The 14,564-nt window shown below is 44.0% G+C and carries 14 protein-coding genes; 6 read left to right on the top strand and 8 right to left on the bottom strand.

Annotated elements, in window-relative coordinates; translation table 11 throughout:
* Nucleotides 1–51 precede the first annotated feature (51 nt).
* The 7 genes from nqrF to bolA form a co-directional block, all read right to left on the bottom strand.
* The gene (gene nqrF / locus AB4484_RS06970; RefSeq protein ID WP_017631923.1) at nucleotides 52–1,278 is read right to left on the bottom strand and encodes an NADH:ubiquinone reductase (Na(+)-transporting) subunit F; all 1,227 of its coding nucleotides are present in this window, start codon (nucleotides 1,276–1,278) and stop codon (nucleotides 52–54) included.
* Between the two features lie 29 nt (nucleotides 1,279–1,307).
* A complete protein-coding gene (gene nqrE, locus AB4484_RS06975; RefSeq protein WP_009848375.1) occupies nucleotides 1,308–1,904 on the bottom strand; it encodes an NADH:ubiquinone reductase (Na(+)-transporting) subunit E in 597 nt (198 codons plus the stop codon).
* Nucleotides 1,905–1,911: 7 nt separating this feature from the next.
* Nucleotides 1,912–2,544 carry an NADH:ubiquinone reductase (Na(+)-transporting) subunit D gene (locus AB4484_RS06980; RefSeq protein ID WP_008223083.1) on the bottom strand — a complete coding sequence of 211 codons (633 nt, stop codon included), beginning with the start codon at nucleotides 2,542–2,544 and terminating at the stop codon, nucleotides 1,912–1,914.
* Nucleotides 2,544–3,311, bottom strand: coding sequence for a Na(+)-translocating NADH-quinone reductase subunit C (locus AB4484_RS06985; protein WP_019823841.1), 768 nt, complete (start codon nucleotides 3,309–3,311; stop codon nucleotides 2,544–2,546). The genes AB4484_RS06980 and AB4484_RS06985 overlap by 1 nt, the downstream gene beginning before the upstream one ends.
* Nucleotides 3,301–4,545, bottom strand: a complete 1,245-nt coding sequence (locus AB4484_RS06990; protein WP_017067139.1) for an NADH:ubiquinone reductase (Na(+)-transporting) subunit B — start codon at nucleotides 4,543–4,545, stop codon at nucleotides 3,301–3,303. The genes AB4484_RS06985 and AB4484_RS06990 overlap by 11 nt, the downstream gene beginning before the upstream one ends.
* Before the next feature lie 5 nt (nucleotides 4,546–4,550).
* A complete protein-coding gene (locus AB4484_RS06995; RefSeq protein ID WP_032549021.1) occupies nucleotides 4,551–5,891 on the bottom strand; it encodes a Na(+)-translocating NADH-quinone reductase subunit A in 1,341 nt (446 codons plus the stop codon).
* Between the two features lie 520 nt (nucleotides 5,892–6,411).
* Nucleotides 6,412–6,720, bottom strand: a complete 309-nt coding sequence (bolA, locus tag AB4484_RS07000) for a transcriptional regulator BolA (protein ID WP_372077228.1) — start codon at nucleotides 6,718–6,720, stop codon at nucleotides 6,412–6,414.
* Between the two features lie 174 nt (nucleotides 6,721–6,894).
* Here bolA and AB4484_RS07005 point away from each other — a divergent pair, with 174 nt between their 5' ends.
* The 4 genes from AB4484_RS07005 to AB4484_RS07020 all read left to right on the top strand — a co-directional run bounded on the left by AB4484_RS07005 (nucleotide 6,895) and on the right by AB4484_RS07020 (nucleotide 10,642).
* Complete coding sequence (locus AB4484_RS07005; RefSeq protein WP_372077230.1) at nucleotides 6,895–8,046, top strand: methyltransferase; 1,152 nt, start codon at nucleotides 6,895–6,897, stop codon at nucleotides 8,044–8,046.
* Nucleotides 8,047–8,112: 66 nt separating this feature from the next.
* Nucleotides 8,113–8,682, top strand: coding sequence for a YajG family lipoprotein (locus AB4484_RS07010; RefSeq protein WP_017059907.1), 570 nt, complete (start codon nucleotides 8,113–8,115; stop codon nucleotides 8,680–8,682).
* Nucleotides 8,682–9,230 carry a peptidylprolyl isomerase gene (locus AB4484_RS07015; protein ID WP_372077232.1) on the top strand — a complete coding sequence of 183 codons (549 nt, stop codon included), beginning with the start codon at nucleotides 8,682–8,684 and terminating at the stop codon, nucleotides 9,228–9,230. Before AB4484_RS07010 ends, AB4484_RS07015 begins: the two co-directional genes overlap by 1 nt.
* Before the next feature lie 53 nt (nucleotides 9,231–9,283).
* The gene (locus tag AB4484_RS07020; RefSeq protein ID WP_372077233.1) at nucleotides 9,284–10,642 is read left to right on the top strand and encodes an AmpG family muropeptide MFS transporter; all 1,359 of its coding nucleotides are present in this window, start codon (nucleotides 9,284–9,286) and stop codon (nucleotides 10,640–10,642) included.
* Between the two features lie 64 nt (nucleotides 10,643–10,706).
* On the opposite strand, the gene AB4484_RS07025 is transcribed toward AB4484_RS07020, so the two are convergent.
* The gene (locus AB4484_RS07025; protein WP_372077235.1) at nucleotides 10,707–12,053 is read right to left on the bottom strand and encodes a DUF4397 domain-containing protein; all 1,347 of its coding nucleotides are present in this window, start codon (nucleotides 12,051–12,053) and stop codon (nucleotides 10,707–10,709) included.
* A gap of 586 nt (nucleotides 12,054–12,639) precedes the next feature.
* Between AB4484_RS07025 and AB4484_RS07030 the strand changes: the two genes are divergently transcribed.
* Together AB4484_RS07030 and panE are read left to right on the top strand one after the other, a co-directional pair.
* Nucleotides 12,640–13,497, top strand: a complete 858-nt coding sequence (locus AB4484_RS07030; protein WP_065584404.1) for an outer membrane protein OmpK — start codon at nucleotides 12,640–12,642, stop codon at nucleotides 13,495–13,497.
* Between the two features lie 110 nt (nucleotides 13,498–13,607).
* Complete coding sequence (gene panE, locus AB4484_RS07035) at nucleotides 13,608–14,501, top strand: 2-dehydropantoate 2-reductase (protein ID WP_372077237.1); 894 nt, start codon at nucleotides 13,608–13,610, stop codon at nucleotides 14,499–14,501.
* Nucleotides 14,502–14,564 lie beyond the last annotated feature (63 nt).

Below are 14,564 nucleotides of genomic sequence, written 5' to 3' on the forward strand. Positions count from 1 at the left end.
ACAAATGGCTGACTCGTGAGAGTCAGCCATAATATCAATCACTTAAATGGATTAACCACCGAAGTCATCTAGTAGGATGTTTTCATCTTCTACACCAAGATCTTTCAGCATGCCGATAACAGCCGCGTTCATCATTGGTGGACCACACATGTAGTACTCACAGTCTTCAGGAGCTTCGTGATCCTTCAGGTAGTTTTCGTACAATACGTTGTGGATGAAACCTGTGTAACCGTCCCAGTTGTCCTCTGGTTGAGGATCAGACAGAGCACAGTGCCACACAAAGTTCTCGTTTGCAGCCGCTAGGCCATCGAAATCTTCAATGTAGAACATCTCACGTTTAGAACGTGCACCGTACCAGTAAGACATCTTACGAGTAGAGTTAAGACGCTTAAGTTGGTCAAAGATATGGGAACGCATTGGCGCCATACCTGCACCACCACCGATGAATACCATTTCATTGTCTGTGTCTTTAGCAAAGAACTCACCAAATGGACCAGAAATAGTACATTTGTCGCCTTCTTTAAGAGACCAGATGTATGAAGACATCACACCAGGAGCTACGTCAGGGTTGTTTGGCGGCGGAGTTGCGATACGCACGTTAAGCTTGATGATGCCTTTCTCTTCTGGGTATGAAGCCATAGAGTAAGCACGGATCGAATGCTCTTTAACGATAGACTCGTAACGGAACAAGTTGAACTTATCCCAGTCACCACGGTATTCCTCAGGAATATCGTAATCTGCGTATTTCACGTGATGTGGTTCAGCTTCAATCTGAATGTAACCACCCGCGCGGAACGGAACTTCTTCACCTTCAGGGATCGCTAGAGCAAGTTCTTTGATGAAAGTAGCTTCGTTGTTATTCGAGATAACAGTACATTCCCACTTTTTAACACCAAAGATATCTTCGTCCAGTTCAATCTCCATGTCAGTTTTCATAGCAACTTGACATGCAAGACGTTCGCCTTCGCGAGCTTCACCTTTTGTGATGTGATCAAGTTCAGTCGGAAGGATGTCGCCACCACCAGACTTAACTTTTACACGACACTGACCACAAGAGCCACCGCCACCACAAGCAGAAGATACGAAGATACCAGCGCCAGCTAGGGCACCAAGTAGCTTGCTACCAGGTTGAGTAACGATCGCCTTTTCAGGGTCGCCGTTTACAGCAATAGTGATGTCACCTGATGGTACTAGCTTAGACTTAGCGAAAAGAATCACTAATACTAGAGCCAATACAATAATGGTAAACATCGCTACGCCAAGAATAATGCTTTGCATTTGTTATTCCTTATTACTGGGTGCTTACCCTACAGTTGAACACCAGAGAAAGACATAAAGCCTAACGCCATCAGACCAACAGTAATGAACGTGATACCAAGGCCACGAAGACCTGGAGGTACGTCAGAGTACTTCATCTTCTCACGGATACCCGCAAGAGCAACGATAGCTAACATCCAACCCACACCAGAACCGAAGCCGTAAACAACAGATTCAGCAAAGTTGTAGTCACGAGTTACCATGAAAGATACACCACCAAAGATTGCACAGTTAACTGTGATCAGTGGAAGGAAGATACCTAGTGCGTTGTACAAAGGTGGGAAGAAACGGTCTAGAACCATCTCTAGGATTTGTACAAGTGCCGCGATAACACCGATGAATGCGATGAAGTTAAGGAAACTTAAATCGACACCTTCAACAAGCGCGTTTTCTTTCAGGATGTGTGTGTAAACAAGGTTGTTTACAGGAACAGCGATTGTAAGTACTACAACTACCGCAACACCAAGACCAAAAGAAGTTTTAACTTTCTTAGATACCGCTAGGAATGTACACATACCTAGGAAGAAAGAAAGCGCCATGTTTTCGATGAAAATCGATTTAACTAGCAGACTAATATAATGTTCCATGACTACCTTACCCCTTCGCTTCTACTTGTTCTGGTTTGAACACACGAATTGCCCAAATCAAGAAACCAATTAGGAAGAATGCAGAAGGTGCTAGAAGCATCAAGCCGTTTGGCTGATACCAACCACCGTTGCTCACTAGAGGTAGTACTTCCATACCAAATAGTTTGCCAGAGCCTAGAAGCTCACGGAAGAAACCAACAGTGATAAGAACGAAACCGTAACCAAGACCGTTACCAAGACCATCGATTAGAGATGGGATTGGCGCAGACTTCATTGCGAATGCTTCAGCACGACCCATTACAATACAGTTAGTAATGATTAGGCCTACGAATACAGATAGCTGCTTAGAGATATCGTATAGGTATGCTTTAAGCACTTGGTCTACCACTATTACTAATGATGCGATAATTGCCATCTGAACGATGATACGCACACTGTTAGGAATGTGGTTACGGATCAAAGAAACGAAGAAGTTAGACAGAGCAGTAACGAACATTACCGCGATAGTCATAACAAATGCTGTTTCTAGCTTAGTGGTTACCGCAAGAGCAGAACACACACCAAGAACCTGTAGCGCGATTGGGTTGTTGTCCAACACCGGCGCTAAGATGCTCTTTTTAATTTCTTTTGCACTAGACATTAGTTCAGACCTCCGTCACGAACTTTTGCTAGGAACGGACCAAAGCCCATATCACCTAACCAGAAGTCAAATGTATGTTGAACACCAACGCTAGTCAGTGTTGCACCAGAAAGGCCATCTACACCGTGCTCAGAACCTTGAGGAGCCCCACCTTTAACAACCTGAATAGCAGGTTTGTGGTTTTCGTCGAATAATTTCTTACCAACGAATTGAGCGCGCCAAGTTGGGTTCTCAACTTCACCACCAAGTCCAGGAGTTTCACCTTGCTCGTAGTAAGTGATACCAGAAACTGTGTTGCCATCAGTTTCTACCGCAACGAATGCGTACATCATTGACCATAGACCGTTACCGTGAACAGGGATGATAACTTTAGAAGTTTCAGCGCCATCTTTCACAAGGTATACAGTACCCGTGTTAGCACGACGAAGGATCTTAGCGATGTCATCTTCAGCTGAAAGCTTGATTGACTGAGCTGGATCTTTTGCCGCTTTACGTTGGTCGTATGCAGCAGCATCGCCGTCAACGAAATCGCCAGTAGCGAAATCAACTAGACGAGGTTCAATGTTCTCTGCGTACAGTTCAGGGATATTACCCGCAAGTTCAATGCCCGCAACTTCAAGGATCTTAGTTTGCTGATCCAGAACTGCGTTAGCTTGTTGCTTAGGTTTAAGAACAACTGCAGCTGTTGAAACGATGATTGAGCACACTAGGCTCAATGCGATAACAACAAACAGCGTCTTTTTAATGCTATCGTTATTACTTGCCATAGCGCGCTAGTCTCCGCTTAATGTTCTTCTCGATTACAACGTGGTCAAACAGAGGAGCAAATAGGTTTGCGAATAGAATCGCAAGCATCATGCCTTCTGGGTATGCAGGGTTAACTACACGAATCATTACACACATTGCGCCGATTAGGATGCCGTACCACCACTTACCTTTGTTGGTAAATGAAGCTGATACTGGGTCAGTCGCCATGAAGAACATACCGAATGCGAAGCCACCTAGAACTAGGTGCCAGTGCCAAGGCATGCTGAACATTGCGTTAGTATCAGAACCGATCACGTTAAACAGCGTAGACACAGCAATCATACCGATCATTACACCAGCAATGATGCGCCATGAAGCGATACGCATGTAAACGATCATCGCAGCACCGATCATAAGTGCTAGAGTCGATACTTCACCGATAGAACCTGGGATGTTACCAATGAATGCGTCCATCCAAGTGATTGCTTCACCAGATGTTACGTTCATTAGTGCGCTACCGCCGCCTTGAGCCCATTGGCTAAGAGCAGTTGCACCAGAGAAACCGTCTGCAGCAGTCCAAACTACGTCACCTGAAATCTGTGCAGGGTATGCAAAGAATAGGAACGCACGGCCAGCAAGAGCAGGGTTCAGGAAGTTACGACCCGTACCACCGAAGATCTCTTTAGCGACTACAACACCGAAGGTAATACCTAGTGCAGCTTGCCATAGAGGAAGTGTTGGCGGAACGATAAGCGCGAATAAGATAGAAGTAACAAAGAAACCTTCGTTTACTTCGTGCTTACGCACCATACAGAACAGAACTTCCCAGAAACCACCAACGATGAATACCGTTGCGTAAATAGGTAGGAAGTATGTCGCACCAAGTAGCATCTTACTGCCAACACCTGCATCGGCTCCTAAGGAGGCTCCGAGCATTTCGGTTAGCCAGTAGTGCCAGTTACCACTGATAACAGATGCTAGTTCAGCGCCTGCGTACATATGGTTAAGTGCTGCGATAGCTTGGCCACCCGCGTTGTACATACCCCAGAACATTGCTGGGAATACCGCGAACCAAACCATGATCATGATACGTTTTAAATCAACGCTATCACGAACGTGCGAGCTTTTCTTTGTAATAAGACCTGGCGTGTAGAACACTGTCGCTGCGGCTTCGTAAAGCGCAAACCACTTCTCGTGTTTACCACCTGGCTCAAAATGATGCTCGATGTCTTCAAGAAACTTTTTAAGGCCCATGAAAATTACCCTTCCTTCTCAATCGTATCTAGGCATTCACGAAGTAGTTGACCGTACTCGTACTTACCTGGACATACAAAGGTACACAATGCTACATCTTCTTCGTCTAGCTCTAGCGCACCAAGTGCTTGAGCACTATCAATGTCGCCTGCACATAGATCACGAAGCAGCAATGTAGGTTCCATATCTAGAGGCATTACGCGCTCGTAGTTACCAATTGGAACCATTGAGCGGTCACTACCGTTTGTCGTCGTTGTCATGTTGAACAACTGACCTTTAAACAGGTGACCAAGGAATGAACGAGTAACAGAGAACTTGTTCTTACCAGGCATAGCCCAGCCGAATAGCTCTTTATCACGACCTTCACGTAGAACAGAAACTTGCTGATGGTAACGACCAAGGAAAGCATGTGGACCTGTTGCTTCAGTACCCGTAAGTACAGAACCAGAAATCACACGAACTTCGCCTGGCATTAACTCGCTGTCTGTCAACTCTTCAAGGCTAGCACCAATTTGAGTACGAACTAGACGTGGGTTGTTCACCACTGGACCTGCCAGAGAAACAACACGCTCAGAGTAAATCTCACCAGTAAGGAAAAGCTTACCGAATGCGATAACATCTTGGTAGTTAATGCTCCACGCTACATTTTGTGCATTTACCGGATATAGGTAATGCATATGCGTGCCTGCAAGACCTGCAGGGTGTGGGCCATCAAAAACATGTTCTTCAACGTTAGACTGAGCTGAACGAGGTAAGCTAGTACCTTTTTTACAAACGTACACTTTACCGTTAGTCAGAGTTGAAAGAAGATCTAAACCAGCAACGAAAGCATCAGACTGCTCGTTAATGATTAATTCTGGCTCAGCTGCTAGCGGATTAGTATCCATAGCAGTAACGAAAATAGCCTGAGTTTCAGAATCAACTGCTGGAACCTTGCTGAACGGACGAGTTCGCAAAGCGGTCCATGCGCCAGACTCAACTAACTGAGCTTTAACCGTATCACGGTCAAGGCCTACTAGTTGGTTAGCTTCATAGCTATTGAACGTGATTTGCTCATTGCCTGCTACTTCAATCACTACTGATTGAAGAACACGCTTAGCACCACGGTTCACTTCAATAACTTTACCGCTTGCTGGAGAAGTAAATACAACACCTGGGTTCTTTTTATCTGCAAAAAGAACTTGGCCTTTCTTCACTTCATCACCAACGCGAGCATGCATCGTAGGACGCATACCAACGTACTCTTCGCCAAGCAAGGCGACTTTAGTGATGGACTTACCATCATTAATCACCTGGGATGGAGTTCCTGCGATAGGAAGATCCAAACCCTTCTTTATTGTAATCATACGCACTTGCACTACTTTATCGGGAAAAAGATTCTTTTAATTGCGTAAATTCGGGACGTTTTAAAATCGCCCTTAGACACGACATTACAGTGTCCGGTTTTGGTAAATTTGAGATACCAAAATCGCAACATTACATTAATAAACTCATCACAAATATTATGTGAGATTTATCAGGTGCCGTATTCTAGCATTTTTTGACAACTTGATGCCATGACCAATAACTTGAATACGGCCTTTATTTGGTGAGATTTGAAGCATATGGACTCTCAAATATGTATAAATTTGACGAGCCGCACAGATAGATTGGCTTTTGAATCGCGTTTTAAACAAGAGATTAATACTCTGTCACAAACTAATATTTTACGAGTTATGTTGAAACACTGTTAATAAAAACATTACTCATTGTAGGTATTTTCAGCCGTTCGATTTACCATCAGTTTGAGTGATATAACAACGAAAAACAGATGAATTTGACGACAAAAAGGCGGCATAGCCACCTCTTCTATATTCGTAAGCTTTCTTACTTACCGCCGCCCATGCACATCGGGCTATCTGGCACGTTATCTAGCTGCTTCATCCATTCATCTTTTGTATAAGTGTGAATGGACAATGCATGAATATTGTTCGCTAGCTCTTCTGAAAGGGCTTTATTTACCGCTCGATGACGAGCAATAAGACGCCAACCTTCAAACACATCGCTGACAACAATCACTTTGAAATGACTCTCAGAACCAGCCGGAACATTGTGCATATAGCTCTCATTGACCACGTTTAAATGACTTGGTGAAAACTCATTGTGCAATTTTGTTTCGATAACTTCTTGGATCATTGTGATTCCTTAATAACGTATTGGCATTATCCGTGGGCTGAGTATAAACCCTAACAGGTCGAGTGTCTGAGTATTTCATAGCGAATGGCGTAGGTTTGCTTGAGTTTTTTCTATCTTGTTCAGCCTGCATTTGAGACAATATCTTTGTTATTTCTTACATAAGTATCTCAAGCAATGAAAACCGAACTTACCCTTCACGACAGAACTTTGACCTTACATCGTTTCCCGAAACGTTCAAATGAAACCCTTCAAGCTTGGGATGCGGGCGACGAATACATTATTAGCCATGTTGAAGAGATGAACCTTGAACCTGGTAAACACATCCTGATCATGAACGACAGCTTCGGTGCCCTATCGACTTGGTTCTCGAAAGATCATGATGTCACTATGATGAGCGACTCATTTATCTCTCACCGTGGTGCCCTGAAAAACTTGCAACGCAATCAAAGTAACCGAGTGAACTTTTTGAACACGATGGATGATATCCCACACGGTATCGATCTTGTGATCATGCAGCTGCCAAAAACAAATCGTCACCTAATCTGGCAATTGAGCCAGCTACGCCAAGCATTGCCTGAAGGCTGCCAAGTGATCGGCGTCAACAAGGTAAAAGAGATTCACACCTCTACGCTTAACCTGTTCGAAAAATACCTTGGTGAAACCAAAACATCACTAGCGAAGAAAAAACACCGCTTAGTATTCTCATCTCCAAACTGCCAGCCAATTCAAACGGTAGAGCCTTTTGTTGAATGGGATGTAGACGGTGAAGATATCCGCCTGAAAAATTTACCAAATGTTTACTCAGGGGAAGCACTCGATCAAGGCGCTCGCTATATGCTAGAGCACATCCCTCAAGATCCTGAGCTACGTCATATCATCGATCTTGGTTGTGGCAACGGTGTATTGAGTGTAAAAGCAGGGCAATTGAACCCACAAGCCCGTATCACCTGTGTGGATGAAAGCTTTATGGCGGTGGAATCGGCGCGCCAAAACGTCAAAGATAACCTTGGTGAAGAAGGCAACTTCCAGTTCATCGCCAACAACTGTTTAGATGGCTTCAAGAAAAACAGCACCTACTTAGTGATGTGTAATCCTCCATTCCATCAGCAACAAGCGATTACGGATCACATTGCGTGGCAAATGTTCTGTGATGCAAAGCATGTTCTAAGCAATGGAGGCAAATTAATTGTTATTGGCAACCGACACCTCGGATACGATGTCAAACTAGCAAGACTATTTGGTGAAGCTAACGTTGAAACGCTTGAACTAAACCAAAAATTTGAGATATTACAAGCAACAAGAGAACCTGCGAATTTTAATAAATAAGCAGAAACGACTTCACAAGAATTTAAGATACCGAGCTTCTGGTGTGAATTTAGAAAGGATAAAGGAATGAAAAAACTGATTTTGGCTGCTTCTATTATGGCTTTGACAGCATGTTCAGCCCCTCAGCAAGAACAGATCAATGTAATGCCAGAAGCTTCACTAAGCTCAAGCAACCTTGTACAAGGCAAAACATACACACTAACCAGTAAAGATGTTCGTGCCGCTCAATATGTTGCATTGGTTGATAGTGGCCGTTCAAACATTCAGCCAATTCACGCTAAGCAAAACATGCGTATTTCTCTAGAAAATGCTGTTGCACAGCAGTTAGAGTCTCAAGGTTTTCGTGCGAGCGTAAACAGTGAAAACTCGATTGTTTTAGAGATTCAAGAAGCACTCGTTACCGTAGAGCACACCATTATGGAAAACAAAATGGACGGTAAAGTAACGCTTGAAGTTACCGCTGAAACGCCTGAAGGCAAACTAGTTAAAACATTCAACGGAACTGCAACACGCACTGGTGCATTGAGTGCATCTAACGACGACATCTCTATGGTTCTTAATGACGTGATCAACTTGGTTCTTACTGAGATCGCTAACGACCAAGAGCTACAAACTTACATGAAGGAACGTTTCTAATGGGTCGTATTTTATCTTCTATCGCATTAATGCTAGTGAGCGTGAGCGTTTGGGCTGGTCCTAAAGTAAACGTGGGAACAACATTAGGCGACTTCACTATTGAGCTTAACCAAGAACAAGCACCGGTTAGTGCGGAGAACTTCCTAAAATACGTTGCTGACGGCAGCTATGAAGGCACTATCTTCCACCGTGTTATTCCTGGCTTTATGGCGCAAGGTGGCGGCTTCGATCAAGAGATGAATCAACAAGCAACTTACGCTCCTATCAAGAATGAAGGCAGCAATGGCTTGAAGAACGATACAGCAACAATCGCGATGGCTCGTACTAATGCGCCAGATTCTGCAACTCGTCAGTTCTTCATTAACTTCTCTGATAATGATTTCTTGAACGCCAAAGGTGGCAACCCAGGCTACGCTGTATTTGGCAAAGTAACTGAAGGTTTTGATGTTGTTCAAAAGATGGCAACGATTCCAACCAAGCGAATGGGCCGCATGTCAGACATCCCAGTCGACCCAATCGTCATCACTAAAGTGACCCTTCTTAAGTAATCCAATCTAACGCCCTTATTTCTTAAGGGCGTTTTTCTACACAAGGACGCCCTATGTCATCAGGCACTCCCTCTCTTTCTTGGATGCAGACTTTCCGCAGCTACCTAGATAAACGCCTACTTTGGGTGTTTATGCTCGGCTGTTCGAGTGGCTTCCCATGGGTTCTTATTGGATCCAATATGTCTGGTTGGCTAAAAGATGCAGGTTTAACACGTGCTGCCATCGGCTACTTTGGTAGTGTGTTTGCCGTGTATGCGATTAACTTTCTATGGGCACCATTGGTAGACCGAGTAAAACTGCCGGTGCTTCACGCAATACTCGGCCAGCGACGCAGTTGGATCTTTTTCTGCCAAACCATTGTTTTAATCGGTACCTTATTCATCGCAGGCGTCAATCCCGCAGAGAACTTGGCGTTTACTTCAATGTTGGCGCTCGCTATTGCCATTGCCTCAGCCACGCAAGACATCGCGATTGATGCATTTCGTATTGATACCTTCCCAAAATCCGAAGCATCAAAACTGCCGCAAGCTTCTGCAATGGCCGTAATTGGTTGGTGGACGGGGTATTCTCTACCAGGCTACCTTGCCTTTATTAACGCAGACTCAATCGGTTGGAATGGCGTGTATTACGGAATGGCAGGCGTCGTTGTCGTACTAATGCTGTTTACTCTTTTTGTCGGAGAGCCAAATACACAACGCGAAGCCCTGCAAGAACAGGCTCAGCAACGTCACAATAAGGTTGTCGGTTCGAAAATCGTGGCTTGGTTCAGTGTTACCGTGTTAGAACCGTTTTATGACTTCTTCAAACGAAACGGAGTTCAAGTTGCCATTACACTACTGCTGTTCGTATTCCTATTTAAGATAGGTGAAGCCTTCCTAGGTCGCATGTCGATCACCTTCTATAAAGAGATAGGTTTCAGTAACGAACAGATCGGCCACTATTCGAAGTTAATTGGTTGGGGCGCAACCATATTCTTCACTTTGGTAGGCAGCGTCTTCAATGTAAAATTCGGCATTGTACGCGGACTGATGATTGGCGGTGTGGCCATGGCAGCCAGTAATCTAATGTTTGCATGGATCGCTCAAGCAGGCCCAAGTGAAACACTGTTCTTGGCAACGATTATTGTCGATAACTTCACGACCGCCTTTTCAACAGTAGCTTTTGTCTCTTTCTTAACGTTATTAACTGGGCAGGCCTTCTCTGCAACCCAATATGCATTACTCGCATCCTTGGGTAACTTCGGTCGAACAACACTGGCTTCATTTAGTGGTGAATTGGTCGATTACCTCAATGATTGGTCAACCTTCTTTATACTGACCGCACTTATGGTGATTCCAAGTTTGATCATGCTCTACTCGTTACGCCACTTTTTCACGGATTTATTAGAAAAAGCCAAAAACAATCAAGAATAGAGTCAAAGAAAAAATGAGAAGAGGGTAGCATTGACCTACCCTCTTCTACGTTCTGTCTTCAGATCTAGTCTGTTGTTTCACTAACAATTAGGTTAAAACCCGTACCCATCGAATCATCAATCGCCACGACTTGATACACCACACCATTAGCCAAAGTAGCAGGCGCTGAATCAATCGCCACAACCGATGGTTGTCCCGCTACCGTTATCGTCACAAAGTAAGATCCCGCTGCCACATAAATGCCATTCGCATAATCTTTGAATTTCACATCACTTAACGCCGGAGTGCTACCAGAGATACCTACGTTTTCTGTTAAGTAGATATCCACCGATGCCGCAATTGGGTTAGCAGCGGCGTGGGTAATGTTTAACACTGCACTGGTCGCAACCGGGCGACGGTTTTCAGGAACAACCAAAGGTTCCAAGTTGAGCGGACTTACTGTCCCTACCGCATAGATGCTGTAATCCATACCGGCAAATACCGCGACACCATCCGCATCAATTAATGCATTAGTTGTGGTGCCGTCAGCAAAGATGTCAATGTCATAACTTCCTGCAGCTAAATCGATAAATCCACGGATTTCCTTGAACATCAAATCAGCAAGAGGTGCAAATGCAGCTCCGTTCACAAATGGATCTACGTCCGGGGCGCCATCAACAAGATGACCGACTCTTACTTCTGCTGTTTCTGCCATGTCATAGATTAACGATGATCCAGTACCGTCCATCACCATCAATTTTACTGGAGAAGCGCTATTGGAGTCAGCTCTTGGCACAGCCGCAATCGTTAGCTCGCTGCCGCCAGACAGAGTGATTTCTCCAGAGTCAAAAGCAATAGCACTGCCGCTCACGGTTTCTAATCTCACACGATATTGTCCTGCAGGGATATTGAGTACGTCAGTAAAATCTTTATAAGCTAAAGTCCCTAACGGTGCGCCCAATGGATCACTCGGCCCTGTCACATATAGGTTTACATCGCCAACTCCTGTTGCCGCGTGTACTACTTGCACATCTAGACTTGAACTTGTTGCCGTTCCTGCAGCAGGGCGAGTAACAACCAAAGCCTCTACAGGATTGTTGGATCCATCGGCGTCGCCTACAACCATCACGGTGTAATCTAAGTCACCGCTTAAATCGAATTGGCTTTGAGGGATAACAGTGGCCACTTCGTCACCTGGGAGTTGGACATCGACTTGAAGAGTTGTCTGTCCTTGACCTACGGAGGCGTATCCGGATGCTTGAGCATAATCGACATCGCTCCAACGAGCCTGACTATTGACTAGAACGTTAGCTAAAGGAGCATCTGGCGATGCATGTACAGCTTGTAGTTGAGTTGTTGATTCATCGTCGTCATCACACCCAACAATAAATAGGGCTGAAATTGCTACAGCGAGTATAGGTGAATATTTCATTGGTCTTCTCTCCAAAAAAGTTAGACCAGTTCGTCACACAAATGATTAGTCCAATAACTAATCTTTAAAAAGTATTTCAAAATCTAGTGCAGTGAACTGTCTTTAATTCTCCGTGATTCAAAAAGTAGCTAGGTTCAAATCCCTAGGCAGTCATCACATGAGTTGTCCATCAATTGATTCCAACTCCATTACGCTGTTGGTCAAAAATAGATCAAAGACAAGATTAAGAGGTGGTTTGAATGAGTCATTTTTTAAGAGAAAACGCTTAGAAAGGAATACTGTTGATTTTGATATGCATGTCACTCTAATTAGTAGAATCGTTTGCTTAGCGCAGTATTTCACCTATTTATCCACAAAATAATCGAATTTCACAAAATCAATAGAATTAGAGGTGCATCAAGATGCATTGCCATCTTAAAGTTCCATCATTTAGATCATTAGTGTGATCAAGTTCACCTTAATAATTGCAATTTTCATCGCGTCTCACTTTTATTTGAGAACAAAATCGCTATTATGCTCGGCATTCGGACATCATAAACACGCACGGATTAGCGGGTTATTCATTTTTAACATAGAGAGTTCCATTATGCGTAAATCACTTTTAACTCTTGCCCTACTAGCAGCAGCTTCTGCTCCAGTAATGGCAGCGGATTATTCTGACGGCGACATCCACAAGAACGATTACAAGTTCCTACAGTTCAACTTGATGGGTGCTTTTAATGAGAAAGGTGTTTCTGAGTCTACTCATGATTACCTAGAGATGGAGTTTGGTGGTCGCAATGGTATTTTCGATCTTTACGGCTATGTTGACGTATTTAACTTAACTTCAGACTCAAGCAGCGATAAAGCAAAATCTGAAAAAATGTTCATGAAGTTTGCTCCTCGTATGTCTATCGATGGCCTAACTGGTAAAGACCTTTCTTTTGGTCCAGTTCAAGAGCTATACGTTGCATCTCTTATGGAATGGGGTGGTGGTGGTGCTACTAACTGTGATGCTACAGGTTGTATCGATGGTAGCCCTGGTGTTAACACTCAAAAAATTGGTCTTGGTTCTGACGTAATGGTTCCATGGTTCGGTAAAATGGGTCTAAACCTTTACGGTACATACGACTCAAACAAAAAAGATTGGAACGGTTTCCAAATCTCGACTAACTGGTTCAAACCTTTCCACTTCTTCGAGAACGGTTCATTCATCTCTTACCAAGGTTACATCGATTACCAATTCGGTATGGATGAAGGTAAAGGGTATGCAACATCAAGCAATGGTGGTGCAATGTTCAACGGTCTTTACTGGCACTCAGATCAGTTCGCAGTTGGCTACGGTCTAAAACTATACAAAGATGTATACGGTTTTGCAGATGGCGAAGGCCTTCCATGGAATGCATCAGCACAAGCTGAGTCTTCAGGCGTAGGTCACTACGTAGCAGTAACTTACAAGTTCTAATAGAACTTCTAAGAAAGTTTCCAAAATGGCACCCTCGGGTGCCATTTTTTATTGCTTTCATTTAATGCCTCGCTATCCTTGCAGCATCACTTTCTTATCTCGGTATTGCTGTGAACATCACTATTGTTGGACCTGGAGCTATCGGCTCTTTATGGGCGATTAAATTGCTTCAAGCTGGTCATAATGTCTCTTTGTGGAGTCGCTCCCCTGAAACCTCAATTAACCTAACACTTGATGAGCAAACTTCACTTTCCTTCAGCAATAACAATATCGACAAGCTATCAACGAGTGATTTGGTTATCTTCACAGTCAAAGCTTGGCAAGTAGAAGAAGCCACCACTCCGTTACTTCAATATGTCGACTCTGACACCATTCTCATGTTCATGCATAACGGAATGGGTGCGGTCGATAACATTGCTACTAAAATTAATGCTCACCCGATTGTATCGGCGACGACAACTCAAGCAGCATTCAAACCCAACCGCAATAATGTGTCTCATACTGGATTGGGCCAAACTCAATTGGGTGCTTTTAACCAAACGGGTCAACAGTGCACGTTTTTAGTTGATGTCTTAGATGATGCTCTCCCCGCTGTGAGTTGGAACCCACAAATAAAAACCGCGCTTTGGGCTAAGCTCGCGATCAATTGTGCTATCAACCCACTCACTGGGTTGGAACAAATCAAGAACGGCGAACTTGCAGACCAAAGGTTTGAGGGTATTTTAAGTTCTATCGTTGAAGAGCTAACACAAGTTATGCAGGCCGAAGAGATCGCTTGTTCATTCGACGGATTAGAAGCAAGTGTCAAGCAGGTCATCCAAGCCACGGCGCAGAACAACTCATCCATGAAGCAGGATATGTTTTACCAACGCAAGACAGAGATCGACTTCATCACTGGACACCTAATAAAAACAGCGCTTAAGCATCAGATAGAAGTTCCCGTTAACCAAAAGCTGTTCGATCAGGTCAAAGAGCGAGAAAATAGCTGGAATCATCAAGATTAGTCAGCAACGGTTAACAAGTCGCGATAAAATAACAATACCGCTAAGCATAACGCTGGCACCAAT

This window comes from Vibrio sp. 10N.261.46.A3 (genome assembly GCF_041472995.1).
GTDB lineage: Bacteria > Pseudomonadota > Gammaproteobacteria > Enterobacterales > Vibrionaceae > Vibrio > Vibrio coralliirubri.

Bases quoted from the DNA above. Each gene is read 5' to 3' on its own strand.
- AB4484_RS06990 (WP_017067139.1), bottom strand. From the start codon at position 4,545: ATGGGCCTTAAAAAGTTTCTTGAAGACATCGAGCATCATTTTGAGCCA.
- AB4484_RS07030 (WP_065584404.1), top strand. From the start codon at position 12,640: ATGCGTAAATCACTTTTAACTCTTGCCCTACTAGCAGCAGCTTCTGCT.
- AB4484_RS06980 (WP_008223083.1), bottom strand. From the start codon at position 2,544: ATGTCTAGTGCAAAAGAAATTAAAAAGAGCATCTTAGCGCCGGTGTTG.
- nqrF (WP_017631923.1), bottom strand. From the start codon at position 1,278: ATGCAAAGCATTATTCTTGGCGTAGCGATGTTTACCATTATTGTATTG.
- AB4484_RS06985 (WP_019823841.1), bottom strand. From the start codon at position 3,311: ATGGCAAGTAATAACGATAGCATTAAAAAGACGCTGTTTGTTGTTATC.
- AB4484_RS07020 (WP_372077233.1), top strand. From the start codon at position 9,284: ATGTCATCAGGCACTCCCTCTCTTTCTTGGATGCAGACTTTCCGCAGC.
- AB4484_RS07015 (WP_372077232.1), top strand. From the start codon at position 8,682: ATGGGTCGTATTTTATCTTCTATCGCATTAATGCTAGTGAGCGTGAGC.
- AB4484_RS06995 (WP_032549021.1), bottom strand. From the start codon at position 5,891: ATGATTACAATAAAGAAGGGTTTGGATCTTCCTATCGCAGGAACTCCA.
- AB4484_RS07010 (WP_017059907.1), top strand. From the start codon at position 8,113: ATGAAAAAACTGATTTTGGCTGCTTCTATTATGGCTTTGACAGCATGT.
- bolA (WP_372077228.1), bottom strand. From the start codon at position 6,720: ATGATCCAAGAAGTTATCGAAACAAAATTGCACAATGAGTTTTCACCA.
- AB4484_RS07005 (WP_372077230.1), top strand. From the start codon at position 6,895: ATGAAAACCGAACTTACCCTTCACGACAGAACTTTGACCTTACATCGT.
- AB4484_RS07025 (WP_372077235.1), bottom strand. From the start codon at position 12,053: ATGAAATATTCACCTATACTCGCTGTAGCAATTTCAGCCCTATTTATT.
- nqrE (WP_009848375.1), bottom strand. From the start codon at position 1,904: ATGGAACATTATATTAGTCTGCTAGTTAAATCGATTTTCATCGAAAAC.